The organism is Dactylosporangium sp. NPDC049742, from assembly GCF_040674675.1.
Lineage (GTDB): Bacteria > Actinomycetota > Actinomycetes > Mycobacteriales > Micromonosporaceae > Dactylosporangium > Dactylosporangium maewongense.
This window is the reverse complement of sequence record NZ_JBFANF010000121.1, coordinates 1-18215: the sequence shown is the minus strand read 5'-3', so window position 1 is coordinate 18215 and position 18215 is coordinate 1. Positions and strand designations below refer to the sequence as shown.

General features: G+C 73.3%; 15 protein-coding genes. 2 read left to right on the top strand and 13 right to left on the bottom strand.

The genetic code is table 11. From position 1 onward, the window contains the following. Positions 1-70: 70 nt before the first annotated feature. Positions 71-3001, bottom strand: coding sequence for a glycosyl hydrolase (locus AB0J72_RS57610; protein WP_363417341.1), 2931 nt, complete (start codon positions 2999-3001; stop codon positions 71-73). Between the two features lie 125 nt (positions 3002-3126). Continuing rightward, a complete protein-coding gene (locus tag AB0J72_RS57605; protein ID WP_354898491.1) occupies positions 3127-3699 on the bottom strand; it encodes a WHG domain-containing protein in 573 nt (190 codons plus the stop codon). 55 nt (positions 3700-3754) lie between these two features. Here AB0J72_RS57605 and AB0J72_RS57600 point away from each other — a divergent pair, with 55 nt between their 5' ends. Next, a complete protein-coding gene (locus tag AB0J72_RS57600) occupies positions 3755-4246 on the top strand; it encodes an FBP domain-containing protein (RefSeq protein ID WP_344504285.1) in 492 nt (163 codons plus the stop codon). Here AB0J72_RS57600 and AB0J72_RS57595 read toward each other — a convergent pair. From AB0J72_RS57595 to AB0J72_RS57550, 10 genes are read right to left on the bottom strand one after another with little or no spacing between them, the layout of a single operon-like run. Further along, positions 4243-5226: a magnesium transporter CorA family protein gene (locus AB0J72_RS57595; protein WP_363417337.1), complete on the bottom strand. Its 984-nt coding sequence runs from the start codon at positions 5224-5226 to the stop codon at positions 4243-4245. The two genes, AB0J72_RS57600 and AB0J72_RS57595, sit on opposite strands and share 4 nt — an antisense overlap. Before the next feature lie 31 nt (positions 5227-5257). Next, on the bottom strand, positions 5258-6463 hold the full coding sequence (locus tag AB0J72_RS57590; protein ID WP_363417334.1) for a hypothetical protein: 1206 nt from the start codon (positions 6461-6463) through the stop codon (positions 5258-5260). Beyond that, positions 6460-6981 carry a SigE family RNA polymerase sigma factor gene (locus tag AB0J72_RS57585; RefSeq protein ID WP_344504281.1) on the bottom strand — a complete coding sequence of 174 codons (522 nt, stop codon included), beginning with the start codon at positions 6979-6981 and terminating at the stop codon, positions 6460-6462. The genes AB0J72_RS57590 and AB0J72_RS57585 overlap by 4 nt, the downstream gene beginning before the upstream one ends. A 52-nt stretch (positions 6982-7033) precedes the next feature. Next, positions 7034-8965, bottom strand: coding sequence for a response regulator (locus tag AB0J72_RS57580; protein ID WP_363417330.1), 1932 nt, complete (start codon positions 8963-8965; stop codon positions 7034-7036). After that, positions 8947-9990 (bottom strand): chemotaxis-specific protein-glutamate methyltransferase CheB, encoded by a 1044-nt coding sequence (cheB, locus tag AB0J72_RS57575; RefSeq protein ID WP_363417327.1) that lies wholly within the window; start codon positions 9988-9990, stop codon positions 8947-8949. Before cheB ends, AB0J72_RS57580 begins: the two co-directional genes overlap by 19 nt. Next, a complete protein-coding gene (locus AB0J72_RS57570; protein WP_363417324.1) occupies positions 9987-12053 on the bottom strand; it encodes a response regulator in 2067 nt (688 codons plus the stop codon). Before AB0J72_RS57570 ends, cheB begins: the two co-directional genes overlap by 4 nt. 17 nt (positions 12054-12070) lie before the next feature. Further along, positions 12071-13546, bottom strand: a complete 1476-nt coding sequence (locus AB0J72_RS57565) for a methyl-accepting chemotaxis protein (protein ID WP_363417321.1) — start codon at positions 13544-13546, stop codon at positions 12071-12073. Then, complete coding sequence (locus AB0J72_RS57560; RefSeq protein ID WP_363417318.1) at positions 13543-14100, bottom strand: chemotaxis protein CheW; 558 nt, start codon at positions 14098-14100, stop codon at positions 13543-13545. Before AB0J72_RS57560 ends, AB0J72_RS57565 begins: the two co-directional genes overlap by 4 nt. A gap of 58 nt (positions 14101-14158) precedes the next feature. After that, positions 14159-15505 (bottom strand): CheR family methyltransferase, encoded by a 1347-nt coding sequence (locus AB0J72_RS57555; RefSeq protein WP_363417315.1) that lies wholly within the window; start codon positions 15503-15505, stop codon positions 14159-14161. After that, the gene (locus AB0J72_RS57550; RefSeq protein WP_363417344.1) at positions 15495-16046 is read right to left on the bottom strand and encodes a chemotaxis protein CheW; all 552 of its coding nucleotides are present in this window, start codon (positions 16044-16046) and stop codon (positions 15495-15497) included. Before AB0J72_RS57550 ends, AB0J72_RS57555 begins: the two co-directional genes overlap by 11 nt. A 114-nt stretch (positions 16047-16160) precedes the next feature. Here AB0J72_RS57550 and AB0J72_RS57545 point away from each other — a divergent pair, with 114 nt between their 5' ends. Then, on the top strand, positions 16161-17426 hold the full coding sequence (locus AB0J72_RS57545; RefSeq protein WP_363417312.1) for a DNA polymerase III subunit beta: 1266 nt from the start codon (positions 16161-16163) through the stop codon (positions 17424-17426). 580 nt (positions 17427-18006) lie between these two features. On the opposite strand, the gene AB0J72_RS57540 is transcribed toward AB0J72_RS57545, so the two are convergent. After that, positions 18007-18215 (bottom strand): hypothetical protein (locus tag AB0J72_RS57540; protein WP_363417309.1); only part of this gene is annotated, 209 nt, incomplete at its 5' end.

Genomic DNA, 18215 nt, shown 5'->3' with positions numbered 1-18215 from the left:
CGGTGCCGGTCAGCCTGAAACACGGCGGGCCGGCACTGACTCGTGCCGGCCCGCCGCTTTCAGTTGGAACTCACACGGTGTACGGGATCCGCAGCGTCGACTGGTTGCCGTTGGCGGCGGAAGCGTCGATCCGGACCGTGGTCGCGGCGTTGCCGATCGCGTTCCAGACCTCCATGCGGACACAGCCGTTGCTCATCGCGCCGAGGCTGCCGGAGGAGGACGACAGGCCCACCGCCTGCGTGTACGTCTCCGTCCCCGGCACCGGGTCGGTGGCGAAGTACCGGTACGTCTCCACCCGCTCGTAGCTGCCGTTGTTGGTGAGGTCGTACGACACCCGGACCTGGATGCCCTGCCCGACGGTGTTCGCGGCGTCGACGTACAGCGTGAACGCGGTCGCCTGGCCGTTGGTGCTGCCGGTGATGCCGCACTTGGTGTAGGTCACCGGGTTGTGCGGCGTGCCGTCGTAGTTGCCGTTGGCGGCGCTGACCGTCTGGGTGCCCGCGGCCGTCCCGGCGGTCGTGTTGAGCGCCGGCCCGCTGCGCAGGTAGAACAGGTTCGACCCGACCGGCGGCTGGGACGACGGCGGCTGCGAGGAGGGCGGCTGCGACGACGGCGGGTTCGACGTCGGCGGCTGCGAGGTGGGCGGGTTGCTGGTCCCGCCGCCGCCGACCCACGTGAACGCGCCGGTCGTGGCGGTCTTGCCGGCGGGCACGGTCAGCGTCCGGCCGTCGGAGAACGTCACGGTGAGCGGCGATCCGGTCAGGTTCGACGCCACGTAGGTCTTGGCGCCGTTCTTGGTGAACACCGCGTAGAGCGGCGTGTTGGCGGTGACCGACGTGTCGACCTGGCCGAGCGCGGCGAGGTTGCGCAGCCAGTGGAACGTGTGCGCCTTGCTCTCGCCCTCCTCCGGGGTGTAGCCGGAGTTGGCCCGGAAGTTCGCCAGGGCGGTGTCGCCGTTGCCGAGGGCCTGGAAGGACCACAGCACGTCCTGCCAGACGGTCGGCGGGCCGCCGTTGTTGGTGACCATCTCGTTCCAGTTGACGCTGTTGTAGGCCGGCTTGTAGCCCATGTACAGCGAGCCGCCGGTGATGGGCAGCATGTTGATGCCCTGGATCATCTCCGGCTCGGCGGAGAACCAGGTGGCGTACGCGCCGCCGTCGCCCCAGACCATGCCGACGGTGTTGTGCGCGAACGTCGACGGGAAGTTCTGGTTGGACGAGTCGAACCAGTACTCCTGGATCGCCTGCGCCTGGGTGGTGTAGATGTACAGGCCGGCGTCGCGGACGGCGGTGTTGCCGGTCGCCTGGCCCCACTGGATGAGGGCGTTGGCGAAGTTCATGCCCTCCGAGGACGACTCCTGGTTGTTGCCGGCGCCGAACGCACCGTGCCCGGAGGCCCAGTCGTGGCCCGCGTAGATGTCGAAGTCCCGCAGGAACGGGAACATCGTGTCGTTGCGGTCGGGGTTGTTGGCGTCCCGGATGAGCAGGTTCACCATGCTGCCGTAGGCGTTGCTCGCCGCCCACGCCGGGTCGAACTTCGCCAGGGTCGCGGCCGCGGCGATGTAGTAGCCGTAGTGGAAGTGGTGGTCGTTGAGCTCGCTGTCGGAGCCGTACGACGCGGGGTAGCCGATCAGCGTGCCCCAGTTGGCGTCGTAGACGAACAGCCGGGTCGCCTCGCCGGGGCTGGCGGTGAACCAGTTGGTGAGCCGGGTGCGGATCGCGTTGAGCAGCGCGTCGCGCTGGGCGGTGCGGCCGAGCTGGTCGGCGATCTCGGCGAGGCGGGCGGCGCGGCCGACGCCCTTGCCGGTCCAGTAGGTGTCGTCGCCGAAGCCGGCCAGGGGGTCGCCGGAGGCGGCCTGGTCGAGGTAGCCGCCGAGCGTGGCCAGGTCGGCCCCGCTGCTGTCGGCGACCGCGGGGATCTCCGGCAGGACACCCTGGTACTTCGTGCCGGTGGTGAACGACGAGACGCCGGTGAGCGTCTTCATCGGGCCGCGCGCCGAGACGTAGGTCTGGGCGATCGGCGTGGCGCCGGTGAGGTTCTTCCACTGGTGCGGGTAGAGCGACACGACGGTGCCGCTGCCGCTGCCCTCACGGGCGGTGGTGGTGAACGCGTAGGTCGCGTTGACCGTGCTCGCGCCGGCGTTGTACGCCCAGCTGACCCGCGTGCCGGTCACGTGGTTGTGCGCGTAGGTGCCGTACGTGTCGGCGAGCGCCGTCCGGTCGGCCGCCGGGGTGGACGTGGTCGTCGGCAGCAGCGCCACCGAGTAGTAGTCCTTGCCGGCCAGGGTCGAGGTGATGGTGCTGCCGCTGACGGTCCAGGTGGCCCCGGTCGGCGCGTAGGCGACGAAGTCGTGGCCGCGGACGGTGAAGCCGATCCGGGCGCCGCTGTTGCTCCACACGGCGGGCGGGCCGCCGAAGGTCAGCTGGGCGCTGCCGCCGCTGGTGCGGGCGTAGACGAAGGGCAGGCCGTGGCCGATCGTGGCGCGCAGGGTGCGGGCGCCGTCGGACCAGTAGGGCGTCACCGTCCAGTCGGTCCAGCCGTCGACCTTGGTGTCCGGGGAGTTGAGGCCGGCCACGCCGAGGGTGAAGTCGGTCGTGTACGGGTAGTGGTACTCCCCGACGCCGGTGGCGGTGCCGGAGATCGCGGCGTCGGTGGTGTAGCTGACACCGAGCCCGTTGTTGGCGGGCTTGAACGCCATCGGGTGCGCGTTGAGCGGCTCGGAGTAGCTGCAGTTGAACTTCTTGAACAGCAGCGACGACCACCAGTCGTTGGTGGGGACGGCGCCGGCTGGGGCGTTGGCGGTGACCCACTGGCGCGGGTTGGTGCCGATCGAGCCGCAGCCGGCGGGCGGTGCCTGGCCGGCGGGGCGGGTGGTGGCGTAGCTGCCGGAGCCGAGCGTGTCGGCGGCGGCGCTCTGCAGGGCGACGAAGGTGACGGCGGAGGCGACGAGCGCGAGTGCGGCGGCGCCGGTGAACAAGGGTCGGCCTCGGGTAAGGCGCATCGGGTGGGACTCCGATCAGAAGTTGGCGGCTTCCTGGGGTCCCTGGTGATTTTGGGCAATCGATCTGACCAATGTCAATGGTCAACTTCTGAGAGCGCTCTCAAACAGCGCTCTGAGCTGCTTATTCATTCTGAGAGCGCTTCCCGCCAGTGGATCAGCAGGACGTGCAGCGCGGCGACGGTGCGGCGCCAGGAGGCGTCGACGTCGCGCGGGTCGTTGAAGCCGCCGCGGGCCTCCAGGTCGACGAAGCCGTGCAGGGTGCTGCGCAGCAGGCGCACGGCGTCGGTGGCGTCGGGCTCCTCCAGGCCGTAGCCGCGCAGCATCCCGTAGGTCAGCTCGATCCCCCGCCGCGCGGCCGAGACGTCCGCCGCCGGGTCGACCGGCGCCTGCAGCGCCGCGTAGCGACCCGGGTGGGCACGGGCGTAGCCGCGGTAGGCGTCGGCGAACGCGACGAGCGCGTCCCGGCCGGACCTGCCGGCGACCGCCGGGGCGAGCAGGTCGGCGAACTCCGCCGCGGCGAGGAGCGCCACCCGCGAGCGCAGGTCCCGCAGCCCGCGCACGTGCGAGTAGAGGCTGGCGTCCTTGACCCCGAAGTGCCGCGCGACCGCCGACACCGTCACGCCGTCGAGCCCGGCCTCGTCGGCGAGGTCCGCGGCGGCCCGGGTCACGAGGTCGGTGGTGAGCCCTGCGCGTCTCATCCTAGCCACAATAGTCAGTTGCCTAGGGTCATTAGGCGTCGGTACCGTCGGCTGCGTGAGACCACTGACCGAGACCGACATCCGCGCGTCGTTCGTCAACTGCTCCAAGGGCGAGGCGAAACGCATCGCGCTCCCCCGCGACCTGGCCGACCGGCCCTGGCCCGACCTCGACTTCCTCGGCTGGCGCGACCCGGGCGCGCTGGACCGTGCCTACCTGGTCGCGCCGGGCGGCGGCGACGCCCTCGTCGGCGTCACGCTGCGCATCGCGGCCCAGCAGCGCGGCTTCCTGCACCGCAACATGTGCTCGCTGTGCCTGACCACCCACCCGGGCAACGGGGTGTCGCTGATGACCGGACGCCGCGCGGGTGAGGCGGGCCGCAAGGGCGACTCGGTCGGCTCGTACATCTGCAGCGACCTGGCCTGCTCGCTCTACGTCCGCGGGCTGCGCACCCCGGACGCGGGCGGGCCGAGGGAGACGCTGTCGGTGGACGAGAAGGTCGAGCGGACCCGCGGCAAGCTCGACGCGTTCCTCGCCCGCATCCTCTAGAACCAGCCCTGGCGCTTGGCCCAGCCGAGCAGGGTGCCGGACATGACGACCATGATGACGAGGACCGCGATCAGGTGCGGCCACCGCGTGTGGTCGCTGACGATGAGGTTCATGCCGAGCACCGACGACAGCGCGGTGATCGGCAGGGTCACCGCGGCGATCACGGCGAGCCGCTCCGCGGCGATCGTCATCTTGGTCTCCGTCCGCGCCTGGTAGAACTCGATGACGCCCTGCAGGTACTCCCGCTCGCCGTCGGCCACCGACCGGACCCGGTTGAACTGGTCGACGATGTCGATGATCGAGTGCTCGTCCCGCTGGTCGCGGGACAGCGTCGCCATCCGGCCGTAGATCTCGCCGCCGAGCGCGGCCATCGTCCGCACCGCGAGCAGCCCGTGCCGGACCTGGAAGAGCTCCTCCAGGAACTGCTCCGGGTCGCCCAGGTGCCCGGCGGTGACCCGCTGCTCGAGGCGCCACACGTCGGCGGTCATGTCCTCGACGAGGCTCTCCTGCCGGCGGCTGATGGCGGACACGATCGCGTAGGACAGCTCGAACGGGGTGGCCGGGCTCAGCCGGCCGGTCTCGATGCGGCGCAGCACGTCCCGGGTCTGCCGCATCGGCACGTCCGGCGGGACCGCGGGGTTCGCCGGCCCGTGCACCGTCACCAGGAACCGCTGCCCGATGAACTGGTCCAGCTCGACGTAGTGCACGTGGCCGCGGGCGCCGAGGTGCGGCGCGTGCAGCACGACGAAGAGATGGTCCTGGTACGGGTGGATCTTCGGCACCCGGTTGCGCTGGGCGGCGTCGCGCAGCGCCAGGGGGTGGAAGCCGAACGCCTCGCCCAGCACCCGCACCGCCGCGTCGTCGCACACCGGCACGTCCACCCACAGCAGCCCGTCGCCGCCGTCGTCGGCGGCGAGCGCCGGCAGTTCCTCGACGGCGTGGGTGTGCACCGTGCCCGACCGGATGACCCGGATATCCATGCGGGCACGATCGCACACCCCGCCGGCGCCGTCACCGGCCGTCGTAGGCGGCGACGACCGCCCCCTGCGCGTCGGTGGCGACGCCGTTGACCTTCCACCCGTCCCCAGCCGGGACCCCGTTGACCCACGCGACGCGCAGCTGCGGGTGGGCGCTCCAGCGCGCGGAGCCGCGGCCCGTCGCCCCGGGTGCGCCCAGGGTCACCGCGGCGGCCGGGCCGACGTAGACGGCCACGACGACCTTGGTGCCGCCGACCTCGTCGAACTCGTGGCGGCCGCCGTAGAAGCCGATGTCGAGCGGCGGGCGGGCGTAGCGGCCGAGGCCGCGCAGCTCGGTGGGGGCGCCGGTGCCGTGGTCGCTGCCGGCGACGAGGCCGGTGCTGCGCTCGTCGCCGCTGAACCACAGCACGAGCCGGCCGCCGTCGGCGAGCGTCACTCCGGTCCGCATGAGGTCACCGATCTGGACGGAGGTGTCGGCGATGACGACCTCGCCGTCGCTGCGCTGGACGTGGCCGCCGGTGGCGACGACGGCCCCGGCGGCGTCGTGGGCGGTGAACACGAGGTCCGGTGAGGGCCCGCCGACCGCGCCGGTCGGCTGGACCGCGACCCCGGCGCGCCGGGCCCAGAAGATCGTCGCGTCCGGCATCCCGGGCAGCTCGGCGGTGCTCGCCTGCGTGCGCTGCCCGTCCGCGATGAGCTCGACCCGCAGGCCGGCGCCGTGGACCACGCCGTAGTCGACGACGCCGCCGTGCCGGTCGTCGAGCTCCAGGATCGTGGAGAACCCGCCGGGCGGCGGCACGGTGATGCCGCCGCCGAGCCTGCGGTACGTCCCCTTGACCGGGTCGTGCAGCGCCGAGTACAGGCCGTTCATGTCGTCGCCGCTGTACCGCAGCACGAGCTCCTCGCCGGTGCCGTAGGCGACGCCGGTGCGCACGACCGGCCCGGTGCCCCCCAGCTCGGTGCCGCCGGCGAGCTGGGTCGGTGCCGCCGCGGCGGCGCTCAGCGTGGGTGCGGCCCCGCTCAGCGAGGGCGCCGGCAGCGGGGCGGGTCCGGCCGGCGCACCCGCCAGGGCGGTCATCGTCGCGGCGACGGACACCAGTACAGCGGCCGCGAACGTGAACAGTCCGGTGAAACGGCGCCGGCGGGCCCGCTGCCGGACCTGGGCGAACGTCACGCGGGGCGCGAGGTCGGCGGTCTCGTCGCGCATCGCCCGGCGGAGCTCCTCGATGCTGCGCATCACCGCGCCTCCTTCATCTCGTACGTCGTCTCGTCTGCCGCGATCCGGAGCTTGCGCAGGGCCCGCGCGTTGGTGCTCTTGACGGTGCCGAGGGCCACGCCGAGCTCGTCGGCGGTCTGCTGCTCGGTGAGGTCCAGGTAGTAGCGGCAGACGATCACCGCCCGCTCCCGTCGCGACAGCGTCTGCAGGGCCCGGGCCACGCCGTCCCGGACGACCACCCCGTCGGCCGGGTCCTGCTCCGCGCGGCGGGGCTCCGGCACGTCCGGCGTCGGCCGCTCCCGCAGGAACCGCCTCCGCCACCAGTCGTTGTGCAGGTTCACCAGGATCCGGCGGGCGTAGCCGTAGGCGTCGTCGCCGGCGACGCGGGACCAGGCGGTGTACGTGCGCACGAGGGCCTGCTGGGTCAGCTCCTCCGCCTGCGCGGCGTCCCCGGCGAGCAGGTACGCGACCCGGTACAGCCGGGCCGCGCTGGCATGCATGAAGCTGACGAACCGGTCGTCGTCGTTCTCGGGCCGCTGCATGCACTCAATACTCGGCAGCCGCCCGGAAGGTTCTGCGGCGACGCCAGGAAGCTCAGGCGTCGGGGAGCGTGAAGGAGAACGTCGCGCCGCGGCCCGGCTCGCTCTGCGCCCAGACCCGGCCGCCGTGGCGGTCCACGATGCGCTGGACGGTGGTCAGGCCGATGCCGGTGCCGGGGAAGTCGCTGCTGTCGTGCAGCCGGCCGAAGGGGCGGAAGAGCTGGTCGGCGCGTTCGGCGGGGAAGCCGGCGCCGTTGTCGCGGACGTGGAACGCCGGCGGCGAGCAGCCGATCTCGATCCGCGGGGACGCGGTGCGCCCGGTGAACTTCCACGCGTTGCCGACCAGGTTGATCAGGACGGCGCGGACCAGCTCGCCGTCGCAGGAGGCCCGCATCCCGGGCGCGACGGTCACCTCCACCGCCCGGTCCGGGTCGCGCTGGCGCAGCTCGTCCACGACGTCGGTGGCGAGCGCGGTCAGGTCGACCTCGGTGCGCTGGATCTGGCCGCGGTTGGCGGAGGCGAGCTGCAGCAGCGCGTCGATGAGCGCGTTCATCCGCTGGGCCGCCCGGTGGATGCGCAGGGCGAGGTCGGTGGGCTCCCCGCCGGTCTGCTCCTCCAGCAGCAGCTCGCTGAAGCTGATGATCGTCTGCAGCGGCGAGCGCAGGTCGTGCGAGACGGAGCCGCTGAAGGCCTCCAGCTCCCGGTTGCGCCACTCGAGCTCCTCGACGAGCTCGGCGCGGGCCTCCGCGACCTGCCGGGCGGCCCGCTCGTGCGCCGCCTCCAGCTCCCGGCGCACCAGCTCGTCGCGGATCCGCCGGTTCTGCTCGTGCAGCTGCTGCCGGCGGATGTGCGCGCGGATGTGGGCGCGCAGCGTGTTCGGGCCGTCGGCGCGGCGCACGTAGTCGTCGGCGCCGGCGGCGAGGCAGTCCAGCAGCGCGTCGCCGGCGCCCAGGCCGATGACCGGCATGTCACGCAGCCCCGGCACCGACCGGATCCGGGTGCACAGCTCCAGGCCCGCGGTCGCGTCGCCGGGCCCGTCGACCGCCAGGACCACGCACCCGGCCGGCTGCACGGCGAGCATGGCGAGGGCGTCGTCGGCGTCCGGCGCGGCGACCGGCTCGTAGCCCTCTTCCCGCAGCAGGTCCGCGGCGTGGTCCAGGAACCCGCGGTCGGGGTCGACGAGCAGCACCTTGACCTGGCCGTGGAACGGGCCGTCCGGCGGCAGCGGGGTGACGGTGCTCTTGCGGAGCACGGCGGCGAGCTTGGCGAGGACCACCGCCAGGCTCTCCTGCTTGCGCACGAACGCGTCCGCGCCGGCGTCGAGGATCTGCAGCTCGGTCGCGTAGTCGTCGGCCGCGGTCAGCAGCAGGCACGGCACGTTGCGCAGCGTCGCGTCGAGCCGGACCCGGCGGATGACGGTCGCGCCGTCGATCCCGGGCAGCACCCCGTCGACGATGATCGCGCTCGGCGGGCTGGCCGCCGCGACCCGCAGCCCCTCCTCGCCGCTGGCGGCGGCGAGCACCTCGTAGCCGGCGTCGGCGAGCAGGCGCCGCAGCTCCTCGCGGAACGTGAGGCTGTCGTCGATGACCAGCACCGACCGCTGGGCGGGTGGCTCGGAGCCGCGCCGCAGCAGCTCCCGGCTGCGGGCCACGACCGCGTGCGCGTCGTAGGGCTTGCCGACGTAGTCGTCGGCGCCGTGGCGCAGGCCGCGGAGCCGGTCGCTGACCTCCGCCTCGCTGGACAGCAGCAGCGCCACCACCCCGGTGTGGCCGGGATGGGCGCGCAGCGCGCGCAGCAGCTCGACCCCGTCGGCGTCCGGCAGCAGCACGTCGAAGAGCGCGACGTCGAACTGCTCGGCCTCGAACGCGGCGAGCGCGTCGGCGCCGTTGGCGCACAGCACGGTGCGGAAGCCGCCCTCCTCGAACGCCTCGTGCAGGTCCATCCGGACGGTCAGGCTGTCGTCGACGATCAGGACAGTGCTCGCCATCCGACCTTCTCCGTCAGCCCGGCCGCGATCAGGTCCGGCGGCAGGATCTCCACCGCCGCGTGCAGCGCCGCGGCCTCCTTCGGCATCCCGTAGACGACGCAGCTGCCCTGGTCCTGCGCGTAGGTGTGCGCGCCGGCGCGGCGCATCGCGAGCAGGCCTTCGGCGCCGTCGCGGCCCATGCCGGTGAGCAGCACGCCGGTGGCGCCCGCGCCGACCTCGGCGGCGACGGACTCGAAGAGCACGTCGACGGACGGGCGGCACGAGTGCCGGGGCGGCCCGGAGTTCAGGTGCAGGTGCCCGCCGCGGACGGTCAGGTGCCGGTCCGGCGGCGCCATCACGACCTGCCCGGCGACGGACTCGAGGCTCTCCCCGCCGCGGGCGTACCGCACGACGTGGCCGGTCTGCTCGGCGAGCCACCCGGTGAAGGCCTGCGCGAACGTCTCGTTGGTGGCGAGGTGCTGCACGTACAGCAGCGGCACCGAGAAGCCCCTCGGGACACCGCGCAGCAACGTGACGATGGCGCCGGGGCCGCCCGTCGAGGCGCCGACCGCGACGAGTCTCCTGGGCATCCGGGGGGTACGGGTGGCCGCCTGGACGGGTGCGGCGGCGCCCGGGGGGCGGTGCCGCGTCACGACCCGGATGCGCGACACGACCTTGACCGCGGTGCGCAGCCGCGCGCCCCACGTGTCGTCGGAGGCGTCGCCACGCGGCTTCTCCAGCACGTCGACCGCTCCTGCGGCGAGCGCGTCGTACGTGGTGAACAGCTCCTGCCGGGACGCCGAGCACACCACGAGGATCGGCGTCGGCTGGCTCGCCATGATCCGTTCGGTGGCGGCGAGGCCGCTCATCACGGGCAGGACCACGTCCATCGTGATGACGTCGGGCCGCAGCCGCCGGCACAGCTCGACGGCCTGCCCGCCGTCGACGGCCTCCCCGACGATGTCGAAGCCGTGCCGCTCGGTGAGCGCCTCGCGCAGGCACTGCCGCACCGTCGCGGAGTCCTCGACCACCAGTACCTTGATCACGGGTTCCCCACCAGGTCGCGGATGTGGCCGAGCAGCTCCTCCTGGTTGAACTCCGACTTCACCATGTACGCGCTGGCGCCGGCCTCGGCGCCGCGGCGGCGGTCCTCCGCGGACGCGCGCGAGCTGACGAGGATCGCGGGCGTCTCGCGCAGCACCGGGTCCTCGCGGGTCAGGGCGACGAACGTGAACCCGTCCATGCCCGGCATGTCGATGTCGACGAGGAACAGGGCGTACCGCCGCAGCTTGACGCGCTCGAGGGCCTCCTCGGCGGAGGCGGCGAGGTCGACCTCGTAGCCCGCCGACTCGAGGATGCTGCGCTCCAGCATCCTGGTGGTGAGGGAGTCGTCGACGACGAGGACCGGGTCATTGCGCCCGGCGGCGCCGGCCTCCCGGGTGAGCGGGTCGGCGGGCTTCTCGCCGTCGGCCGCGGCGACGAGGCCGTGCGGGTCGAGGACGATCCGTGGGTTGCCCTCGGCGTCGATGGACAGGCCGTTGACGACCGCGCCGGCCGGCGCGAGCTCCGGCAGCGGCCGCACGACCAGCGCCGACGTGCCGAGCAGCCGGTCGACGCCCACCGCGAGGATCCGGCCGCCGGCGGCGACGATGACCGCGACCGCACCGCCGGCGGCCTGCGGCTGCGCCGGTGGTTGTCCACCCGGGGTCAGCACGCGCGCGAGCGGCAGGAACGCGATGACCTGCCCCTCGTGGGCCATCGCGCCGGCCGCCGCGGCGGCGGCGACCTCGACGGCGCTCAGCAGGACGCAGGTGCGCACCGCGTCCAGCGGCAGCGACGCGAGGGTCCCGGCCGCCTCGACGACGAGCCCCGACAGCGACACCAGCGACAGCGGCACGACCAGCTCCACGGTGGTGCCGCGGCCGGGCTCGGTGCTGACGTCGACCTCGCCGCCGAGCTGCTCGGCGACGTCGCGGACCGCGTCGAGGCCGATGCCGCGCCCGGAGATGCCGGTGACCTCGCCGGCGGTGCTGATCCCGCCGTGCATGAGCAGCCGCATCAGCTCCCGCACGTCCTGCTCCGCCGTCCCGGAGCCGCCGGCCACGAAGCCCTGCGCCTCCGCCTGGCGGCGCACGGCGGCCAGGTCGAAGCCGCGGCCGTCGTCGGTGCAGCGGAACGCGGCGTTCGTGCCGCGGCGGCGCACCTCCACGGTCACGTGCCCGGCGGGCGGCTTGCCGGCGGTGCGCCGCTCCGCCTCGGTCTCCACCCCGTGCGACACGGCGTTGCGGACCACGTGCAGCAGCGCCCCGGACGCCAGGCTCAGCACGTGCGGGTCGAGCCGCAGGTCGCCGCCGCGGCTGTCGAAGACGACCTTCTTGCCCTCGGCGGCGGCGGCGTCGTACGCGGCCCGGTGCAGCGTGGTCAGCACCGCCGCGACCGGCACCAGGCGGAGCCGTTCCGCGCGGCCGCGGATGTCGTCGAGCTCGCGCTCCACCTGCTCGACGGCCTCCGTGAGCTGCCGGCCGAGCGCCGTCAGGTCCGCGGCCAGGCGGGTCGCCATGGCGCCCGTACGGCCGTCGGCGCCGTCGTGCTGCACGGCGCGGATCCGCAGCTGCTCCGTGATCGCCTCGGCGGCCCGGCGCGCCCGCTCGACGGTCGCGACCTGCCGGCGCAGTGGCGCGAACCGGGCGTGGGCCTCGCCGACCGCGTCGAGCAGCTCGTCGATGTCGGCGCTGTCACGGCGTACAGGAGCGGCTTGAGGCTCTGGCTTTTCTGGCTTTTCTTCCTTCTTGTCCGGCTGCTGCAGGACGTCGGTCAGGGCGGTCATCCGGTCGGTCAGGGTGAGCAGCGCGCCGACCGTCTCCGGCGGGACCGGCGCGGCGCCGTCGCGGTGCGGGACGAGCAGCTCCTCGAGGGCGTGCGCGGCGTCGGCGATCTCCTTCTGCCGCACCACCCGCGCCGCGCCCTTGAGGGTGTGCGCGTGCCGCAGCAGCCTGGCGACGGGCTCCCGGTCCGCGCTGTCGCGGGTGAGCTCCAGGACCCCCTGGGCGAGCTGCCCGACGAGCTCCTGCGCCTCGATCCGGAAGTACCGCAGCGGGTCCTTGGCCACCGCGGGCGACGGGGCGCTCAATGCCGTTCGGCGCCCGCGGCGACCAGCCGCAGCAGCTCGGTGGAGAGTCCGGCGAGATGGGTCGCGGTCTGTCTGGTCTGCACGGCGCTGGACTCGCTCTCCTGGGTGACCCGGGCGGTGTCGGTGACCGCGACGTTGACCTGCTCGACCGCGGTCGTCTGCTGCTTGGTGGACAGCTCGATCTCCCGCGCCGACTCGGTCGTCGTCGCGACCAGGTCGGCGATCTGCTGGAACGACGCGGTGACCGCGCCGAACTGCCGGGTGCCGGCGTCGACGGCCTTCGCGCCGGTCTCGGTCGCCATGACCGTCGTGTTCACCGCGCCGCGGACGTCCTCGATGAGCGCGCGGATCTCCTTGGCGGAGCCGGCGGTGCGGTCGGCGAGCTTGCGGATCTCGTCGGCGACGACCGCGAACCGGCGGCCCCACTCCCCCGCCCCGGACGCCTCGATGGTCGCGTTGATGGCCAGGATGTTGGTCTGCTCGGCGAGCTCCGACACCAGGTCGACGACGCCGCCGATCTGCTGCGAGCGCTGCCCGAGCTCCAGCATGTGCTGCACGATCAGGTCGACCTGGCGGCGGATCGCGGTGATCGACTCGCGGGCCTGCTCGATGGTCGCGTCGCCGGAGCTGGCCGCGCCCGCGGTCTCCTCGGCGATCTTCGCGACCCGCTGCGAGCCCTCGGCGATCTGCCGCGACGTGATCAGCAGCTCCTCGATCGTCGTGTTGATCTCGCTCATCGCGGTCGCCTGCTCGCGGGCGCCGTTCGCCTGCTGGCTGGCGGCGGCCTCCAGCTGGGCCGAGGAGCTCTGGATGTGCCCGACCGTGCTGGCGACCTGCTTGCCCAGCGCCCGGATCAGCAGCACCGCCACCAGCACGCCGAACACCAGCGCGAGCAGCGCGATGCCGATCACGACGAAGGTCGCCACCCGGGCCTTGCTCGACGCGGCGTCCCGCTGGTCCGTCAGGTCCTGGCGCAGCAGCCCGCCGAGCGCGTCGATGTGCTGGTTGAGCGTCTCGCGCTGCGGCGCCACCGTGTCGTCGAACTCCTTGGCGATCCGCTCTGCCGGGGCGGCGTCCCGCTGCAGCGCCATCACCGTCTCCAGCGCCGCCTGGTGGTTCTGCTCGGCCTGGGCGGAGGCGTCGAGCAGGTCCCGCTCGCGCTGCGAGTCCGTCACCTCGCGCAGCCGCTGGACCGCCTGGGCGAACGCTGCGCGGGCCTCGGTGATCTGGGTGCGGAACCGTTCGTCGCCGGTCAGCAGGTACCCGCGGGACGCGCTGCTCTTCGCCTCCACCGACACCCGCAGCTGCTGCGCCTCCACCAGGCCCTGCACGCCGATGTCGATGACGTGGTCCTTGCCCTCGACGACCGTGTCCAGCGCGGCGACCGTGACCGCGCCGGTGATCATCGTGAGCAGCACGACGACCGCGAAGCCCGCGGCGAGCCTGCGGCCGAACGTCCATCTCCGGTTCATCGTTCCCCGGCCCCCGCTGTCACCGCGTCCCATGCGACTCCCGTCAGTGTCTGGATCGCCGCCCGTACCGCCGGGACATCGACGATCGGCCGGGCGCCGCCGTCCATCGGCACGATCCCGCGCAGGCAGCCGCGCGGGCCGTGGCCCGTCGACTCCTCCACGATCAGGTCGCGCGGGACGCGCAGGTGGCCGTCGAGGCCCTCGAACGCGAGCGCCACCGTCGGCTCGCCGGCGACCAGGACCAGCCAGCGCCGGTCGGCGGTGGCCGGGTGGCCGAACACGGCCCCGAGGTCGTAGACCGGCACGATCGAGCCCCGGAAGCTGGCGACGCCGAGCAGCGACGGCTGGGGGCCGGGCAGTCGCGTCACCGGGCGGTCCGGGAAGAGGCCGGCGGCCTGGGTGAGGCGCAGCGCGTACCGGTGGCCGCCGACCCGGATCGCGAGGAGGTCGTCGAAGCCGGTGACCTGCTCGCGGTGCGGTTCGGTGAAGGATCGGTCGAACGACTCGCGCAGCTCGGCGAGGCGCTGCGTCAGGTCGGGGGTCTTCGTCTTCATCGCGTGTCCCGCGGCGGTCGGCTTCGGTCTGTGGCTGTCATGGCCTGTTCCGCGGGCGTCATCGTGGTGCGGCCGTTTCGGCGTGGCAGAGGGCGATCAGGGCGCCGCGGCCGAACCCGCCGCCGAAGAGCAGGACGCGCTCCTCCTTCTCGTGCCGCAGCAGGGCCGCGGCCCGGCCCAGCTCGCGTTCGGCGGTCGCCCGGTCGCCGCCGCGCCGGGCGAGCAGCCCCATCCGCAGCCGCGGCATCGCGAACTCGGCGTCGAGGTGGGCGGCCATCCGGTGGTGCTCCAGCGCTCCGTCCGTGTCGCCGTCGCCCTCCCGGCACTCGGCGAGCAGGTGGTGCGCGTCGGGGTTGAGGGCGTCACGGTCCAGCAGGCGGTGGCAGACCGCGGCGGCCCGCCCGGTGTGCCCGAGATGGGCGAGGACGGCGCCGCGCAGGAGCAGCACGTCGGGCCGGTCGGCCGCGGCGGTGTCGATGGCGTCGAGCGCCGCGAGGGCCTCACCGAACCGCTCCTGCTGCACGAGATGCAGCGCCTTCGCCTTGCCGTCCTCCTGACGCGCCGGCCGCACCCGGTGCGCGTTCTGCGCCTGCTGTACGACCTTCTGGTAGTAGAACGTGTTGTGGGTGTGCTGCACCGCGAGGGCGGGCGGCTTGCTGCCGAGCGTGTCGGTGTGCCCCAGGAAGAGGTAGCCGCCCGGCGCCAGGGCCCGCGTGATCCGGGCGACCGCGGCCGCGACCGTCCTCGGCGTCAGGTACATCAGCAGGTTGCGGCAGAAGACGACGTCGTACGTGTCGGGCGCGAACAGCACCGGGTCGTCGTTGACGGCGTTGTACTCCAGGAACCGCACGCGCCCGCGGAGCCGCTCGTCGATGTCGACCCCGTCGGCGGCGGCCCGGAACCATCGCTGCTGCACGGCGTCCGGGGTCTCCCGCAGCGACCACTGCGAGTACCGCCCGGCGGCGGCGACGCGCAGGGCGGCCCGGTTGACGTCGAGCCCGACGATCGACACGTCCCACGACGGCTCGACGCGTTCGGCGGCGACCATCGCGAGCGTGTACGCCTCCTCGCCCGTCGAGCAGCCCACCGACAGCAGCCGCAGGCACCGCTGGCCGGCCCTGGCCCGGACGCGCGCGGGCAGTACCACCTCCGCGAGGACGTTGAACTGCTCGATGTTGCGGAAGAAGTAGGTCTCGTTGACGGTCACGGCCTCGGCGAGGGCGGCGAGCTCGTTGTTCCAGGCGGTGCCGAGGCGGTCGAGGTAACCCCGGCCGGACAGGCCGTGCTGGCCGGAGCGTGCCCGCAGGGTCGCGGCGAGCTGGGGGTCGCGCTTGTCGTCGAACGTCAGCCCGAGCCTGATCGACAGCAGCTCGCGCAGCCGCGCGACGTCCTCGTCACGTTCCATCGTCCACCGGCCACTCGTCGTGCTCTGTGTTTGTGTTTGTGTTTGTGTTTGTGCTTGTGCTTGCGCTTGTGCTTGCGCTTGTGCTTGTCAACGGCCATTCGCCGCGGGCCGCGCCCTCCAGCGGCCATTCGCTGCTCAGGAACAGCAGGGGGCGGGCGTCCAGGACGCCGACGGCCGCGACGATCCTGGTCGCCGAGGCGGCGAGCATCGGCGGCGGCGGCCGGTCGGCGTCCGGCTCGACCGGCAGCACCCCGCGGACCGGCCCGGTGGCGTACGCGAGCGGCCCGCTTCCGGTGCGCGTCGTCACGAACCTGCTGGGCCGCTCCGCCGCCGCGCCGAGGAGCCGCGCCGTGTCGACGACGGGCACCGCGAGCCCGCGGATCACGCTGACCCCGAGCAGCACGTCGGCCGTGCCCGCCAGCGGCTGCACCGGCAGCGGCCGGATCGTCTCCACCACCTCACGCAGGGGCAGCGCGCACAACAGGTCACCGACGCCGAAGACCAGCGACAGCCCCGGCGGCGCTTCCGTGACAGCGGTCATCGCCACGCGATCATGATATGCGGCATTGGTCGGTTTTATACCGCGATCGGGTGAGGGCTGCGGGCTCTCGCCGGCTCCGGTTTTTTGTCATACCCTCGGCGTAGGTTCGCAGGCATGGACGTGACCGCATCTGTTTCCCGGCTGGCCGCAGCGGCGTCGTTTCTGCTGCGCATGCTGACCGGCCGCTCTCTTCAGCCGTCGCACGCGGGCGTCCTGCTGCGCGCCGACGACGCCGGCCTGCACCTGGTCGCCACCGACGGCGAGGTCGTCGTCCACCTGCACACCCCCGCGACCGTCCACACCCCCGGCGAGGTCGTCGTCCCCCGCCGCGCCGTCGCCGACACCCTCACGTCCCTCGACGCCGCCGACGCCCGTCTCACCGTCCAGGGCGGCCGCCTGTCGATCCGCGTCCCGGGCGCCCGGTTCGCGCTGCCCAGCCTCCCCGACGCCACACCCCCGCCGGTCCACCTGCCCCCTGCCCACGGCACCGTCACCGGCGACGACCTCCGCACCGCCGCTGTCCCGGTGGCCGGCGCCGCCTCCCGCGAGCACGCCCTCCCGCTCTTCACCGGCGTACGTCTCCGCGCCCACACCACCACCCTGTCGCTCCTGGCCACCGACCGCTTCCGCCTGGCCGCCGCCGCGATCCCCTGGCACCCCACCGCCACGCCGGCCCCCCTCCGCCCACCGTCGACCACCCCCCTGGCAACGCCGACGACCGAACCCACCGCCCACAAGGCAGCGACCGCCCGCGCCGCAGTCGACGCACTCACACCCACAACCGTGCCGGCAACCGAAACCGTCGCCCGCGAGACGGCGACCGGCCGCGCCGGGGTCGAAGCGCTCGTGCCCGCGGCCGTGCTGGCCCGCGCCGCCCAGCACCTGTCCCGCGAGGAGACCATCCACGTCCACGCGGACGACGACCTGTTCGCCCTGTCCTGGGACGGCGGCAGCATCACCACCCCGACCCTCGGCACCGGTTACCCCGACGCCCAGATGTCCCGACTCCTCGACATCTCCGCCATCTGCACCGTCGAGACCGACGCCGACACCCTCGCCCAGGCAGTCGACCGCGCCACCGCCTACGGCGGCCCCCACGGCCGCGTCACCCTCCAACCGATCGAAGGCGCCCTCCTGGTCCACGCCGACGACCCCCTCACCGGCGAGTCCGAGCAAACCCTCAAGGCCACTACCGACGGCACCCACGTCGTCCGCTCCTTCCAGGCCCGCCTGCTCCTGGACGCCCTGCGCGCGTTCCCCCACCACCCCGTCCGGCTCCAGTTCCAGCCCGACCTGCGCGCAACCGCATTCACCGCCTCCCTGCCCACCACCACCCTCAACTACCTCGTCGTCCCCCTCCGCACCCCACCAACCACCTGACACCGCCCCACTCGCTCCTCAGCCCTGCCCGACACCCGAGCAGCCACAACCACTGCCCCCCGACCGGTGGGCGGCGACCGGTGGGCGGCGACCGGTGATCGGTTGCTGCGCGAATGCACCGGTTTCGTCCCGACGAACGCCCCCGCCGCCTTCAGCCCTGCCGCAGGCCTCCGTGTCCTTCACGCCCGCCGCAGATCCTCACGTCCTCCAACACCCCGCCACCGCAAGCCTCCGCATCCTTCATCCCCACGTCGTTCACCGCTCCGCCCCGGGCTCCGTGTCCTTCACGCCCGCCGCAGGCCCCACGCCCTCCAACACCCCGCCATTGCAGCCTCCGCAACCTTCATCCCCACGTCGTTCACCGCCTCGCCCCGGACCCCACGATCTTCAACCCGCCGCAGATCACGACTCCCTCAACACCCAGACACCGTGAGCCTTCACAACCTTCACCTCGACGCCGGTCACCACCCGCCACATGCCTCCACGACCTTCACATCCCGCTGCACGCCTCGACGACCTTCAGACACGCCCCTCGGCATACGGCCCATGCACTTCACACCTACGGCTGGCCTCCACGGCCTCACACCTCGCCGCAGATCTCCGTGTCGTTCACCGTCACGTCGAGAATCGCCACGACCTTCAGCGCCCAGCCGCCGCGATCGTTGTCCGAGCCACGCCCGCGCCCGACCGACCTGCCTAGTGCAACGTTCGTTAAAGGTGGTACACGAACTTGTGGCGGAGTGTGCGGTTCGGTGGTGCGGGCCGTCCCCAGATCCAGGGGTTGGCGTG

What these genes read in the sequence shown, in the direction of transcription:
- AB0J72_RS57560 (WP_363417318.1), bottom strand. Translation starts at nt 14,100, where the DNA reads ATGAAGACGAAGACCCCCGACCTGACGCAGCGCCTCGCCGAGCTGCGC.
- AB0J72_RS57605 (WP_354898491.1), bottom strand. Translation starts at nt 3,699, where the DNA reads ATGAGACGCGCAGGGCTCACCACCGACCTCGTGACCCGGGCCGCCGCG.
- AB0J72_RS57585 (WP_344504281.1), bottom strand. Translation starts at nt 6,981, where the DNA reads ATGCAGCGGCCCGAGAACGACGACGACCGGTTCGTCAGCTTCATGCAT.
- AB0J72_RS57550 (WP_363417344.1), bottom strand. Translation starts at nt 16,046, where the DNA reads ATGACCGCTGTCACGGAAGCGCCGCCGGGGCTGTCGCTGGTCTTCGGC.
- AB0J72_RS57565 (WP_363417321.1), bottom strand. Translation starts at nt 13,546, where the DNA reads ATGAACCGGAGATGGACGTTCGGCCGCAGGCTCGCCGCGGGCTTCGCG.
- AB0J72_RS57580 (WP_363417330.1), bottom strand. Translation starts at nt 8,965, where the DNA reads ATGGCGAGCACTGTCCTGATCGTCGACGACAGCCTGACCGTCCGGATG.
- AB0J72_RS57610 (WP_363417341.1), bottom strand. Translation starts at nt 3,001, where the DNA reads ATGCGCCTTACCCGAGGCCGACCCTTGTTCACCGGCGCCGCCGCACTC.
- AB0J72_RS57545 (WP_363417312.1), top strand. Translation starts at nt 16,161, where the DNA reads ATGGACGTGACCGCATCTGTTTCCCGGCTGGCCGCAGCGGCGTCGTTT.
- AB0J72_RS57595 (WP_363417337.1), bottom strand. Translation starts at nt 5,226, where the DNA reads ATGGATATCCGGGTCATCCGGTCGGGCACGGTGCACACCCACGCCGTC.
- AB0J72_RS57555 (WP_363417315.1), bottom strand. Translation starts at nt 15,505, where the DNA reads ATGGAACGTGACGAGGACGTCGCGCGGCTGCGCGAGCTGCTGTCGATC.